The 2,846-nt window shown below is 63.7% G+C and carries 3 protein-coding genes; all 3 read left to right on the top strand.

The genetic code is table 11. The annotated features are described in order from the left end of the window. Window positions 1–1,109: Gfo/Idh/MocA family protein (locus tag ADK28_RS10325; RefSeq protein ID WP_048795612.1), on the top strand; the 1,109-nt coding region annotated here is incomplete at its 5' end. 18 nt (window positions 1,110–1,127) lie between these two features. Then, complete coding sequence (locus ADK28_RS10320; RefSeq protein ID WP_048795613.1) at window positions 1,128–2,033, top strand: ROK family protein; 906 nt, start codon at window positions 1,128–1,130, stop codon at window positions 2,031–2,033. A gap of 332 nt (window positions 2,034–2,365) precedes the next feature. Beyond that, window positions 2,366–2,846: DeoR/GlpR family DNA-binding transcription regulator (locus ADK28_RS10315; protein WP_048795611.1), on the top strand; the 481-nt coding region annotated here is incomplete at its 3' end.

Here is a 2,846-nt window from a genome sequence, read left to right as displayed (position 1 = left end):
ATGCCATCGCGCCGGAAAACGTCTTCACCGACTGGCGTCAGGCCGCCGACGCCGGCAAGCTGGCCGACGCGGTGCTGATCTGCACCCAGGATCAGATGCACCTGGAACCGGCGCTGGCCTTCGCCCGCCAGGGCTACGCCATGCTGCTGGAAAAACCGCTGTCGCCGGACGCCGACGAGTGCCGCGCCATCGTCGCCGAAGTGACGCGCCAACGGCTGATCTTCTCGGTCGGCCACGTGCTGCGTTACACCCGCTATACCCAAAAGCTCAAACAGTTGCTGCGCGACGGCGCGATCGGCGACATCGTCAGCCTGCAACATTTGGAACCGGTCGGCTACTGGCATCAGGCGCACTCCTTCGTGCGCGGCAACTGGCGCAACGATCGGCAGGCCGCCTTTATGCTGCTGCAGAAATCCTGCCACGACATCGACTGGATCCGCTACGTGATGGAGCAACCCTGCGAACAGGTCAGCTCCTTCGGCAACCTGCGCCACTTCCGCCAGGAAAACCAACCGGCGGGCGCGGCGGACAACTGCCTGGATTGCGCGGTAGAGGCAAACTGCCCCTATTCCGCCAAACGCATCTATCTGGGCGACGATCACAAGGCCACGCCCGGTTTTCTGCGCGTGCTGACGCCGGAACCCGACCAGACGACGCTGCGGGCGGCGCTGCGCGACGGGCCTTACGGCCGCTGCGTCTACCGCTGCGACAATAACGTGGTCGACCATCAGGTGGTCAACATGCAGTTCGCCGGCGGCCGCACCGCGTCGTTCACCATGACGGCCTTTACCCGCCACGAAGATCGTCACACCCGCATCTTTGGCAGCCGCGGCTGCCTGGAAGGCGACGGCCGCCATATCCGCATCACCTCGTTCCTCGACGACGGCGAAACGCATTACGACACCGACGCCGGCCAGGATCTGCACGCCATGGCCGGCCACGGCGGCGGCGACTACTTCCTGATGCAGCACTTTATCGCGGCCATTCGCGCCAACGATCCGAGCCAGGTGCTGGCCGGCCCGGCGGAAGCGCTGGAGAGCCACCTGATGGTGTTTGCCGCCGAACGCGCCCGCCGCGAGGCGGCGGTGATCGCCCTGAGTGGAGCCTAAAGCATGGCCACGACAGAGATGCGTTACGGCTTCGACATCGGCGGCACCAAAATTGAAATGGCCGCTTACGATCGCCGGCTCAATCAGGTGCTGCTCCAGCGGGTGCGCACCCCAACCGGCGATTACGGCGAGTTCGTGGCCTGCATCGCCGGGCTGGTCGAGCAGGCGGATCGCGAACTGCACACGCGCGGCAGCATCGGCATCGGTTTGCCGGGGATCACCGATCCCGTCAGCCGCCGCCAGTTGGCGGTCAACGTGCCCTGCCTGACCGGCCATTGCCTGGCGGATGATTTGACGCAGGCGCTGGCGCGACCGATCGCTATTGAGAACGACTGCCGCTGCTTCGCGCTGTCGGAAGCCAGCACGCCGCAAACCGCGCACCTGCCGCTGGTGTTCGGCGCCATCATCGGCACCGGCGCCGGCGGCGGCCTGGTGGTGAACCGGCAACTGCACAAGGGGCGCAGCGGCGTGGCGGGCGAATGGGGACATATGCCAATCTCGGCCCAGCTGGCGCAGCGTTACGATCTGCCGCTGTTCGGCTGCAACTGCGGGCTGACCGGCTGCTTTGAACGCTACGTCTCCGGCAGCGGTCTGCTGGCGCTGAGCCGCCATTTCACCCATCCGGCCGCTGACGTGCCGGCGCTGGTCGCCTGCTATCGTGCCGGTGATGCGCTCGCGCAGCGGCTGATGACCATCTACGTCGACATCCTGGCCAGCGCGCTGGCCGGCTTACAGCTGCTGCTGGACGTTGATGCCTTCGTGCTGGGCGGTGGATTGTCCAACGTCGGCGAGCTTTACCGGCTGTTGCCGCCGGCGATGCGGCGCTGGCTGCTGCCGGGCATGGAGCCGGCGGCGGTGTTCCCGCCGGTGCACGGTGACAGCAGCGGCGTGCGCGGCGCAGCGCTTTTACGCGCGCCGGCATAAAAAAACAGTGAAAGCCCGGAGATTGTCGAGCGATCGCTGCGGCTTTCGGCATCGACGGACTGAATGAATAAGCGCTGGGAATTGGCGACTGAAAAATAACGAATTTGCCGTTTTCACTTTGCGTTAACACTGCTTTCGGTTGCCGCCCAACCGAAAGCAAAATCAAATATAACCAACTGATAGATATAGATATTTTAAAATTAATCGATTGCATTTCAGTGTTTCGTTTGCTGTAATTCGCCACGAACAACTGAAAGCGCTCCGGTCGGTATCGCTGCGGCTTATTAAGCCGCGGTCGGGCACGGCTACAGGTAAATCAGGAGTCTGCGTTAATGATCAATACCGCAAAACGCCGGGAATTAATTATCGACCAGCTGTGTCGCGAGGGCACGGTGCGCGTGGAGCAGCTCAGCCAGCAGTTTTCGGTGTCCAGCGTCACCATCCGCAGCGATCTGCGCCAGCTGGAAAAACACGGCTGCGCGGTGCGCGCCTACGGCGGCGCCATGTTGAACAAACAATTCGCCTTCGACCGCCCGTTGCAGGACAAGGGCCGCATCAATCGCGACGTCAAACACGCCATCGCCTGCGCGGCCGCGGCGCTGATTGAAGACGGCGACGCCGTCATCCTCGACTCCGGCTCCACCACCAGCCAAATGGCGCCGCAGCTGGCGGGGAAAAAGGATCTGGTGGTGATGACCAACGCGCTCAACATCGCCTTCGAACTGGCCAACAACGAGGAGATCGACCTGATGGTGGTCGGCGGCAGCGTGCGCCGCAAAGCCTGGTCGCTGTACGGCCCCGCCGCCGAACAGC

The sequence above is a fragment of the Serratia sp. 506_PEND genome, assembly GCF_001076875.1.
Classification (GTDB): Bacteria; Pseudomonadota; Gammaproteobacteria; order Enterobacterales; family Enterobacteriaceae; genus Serratia; species Serratia marcescens.
This window is presented reverse-complemented; position numbering and strand designations above follow the sequence as displayed.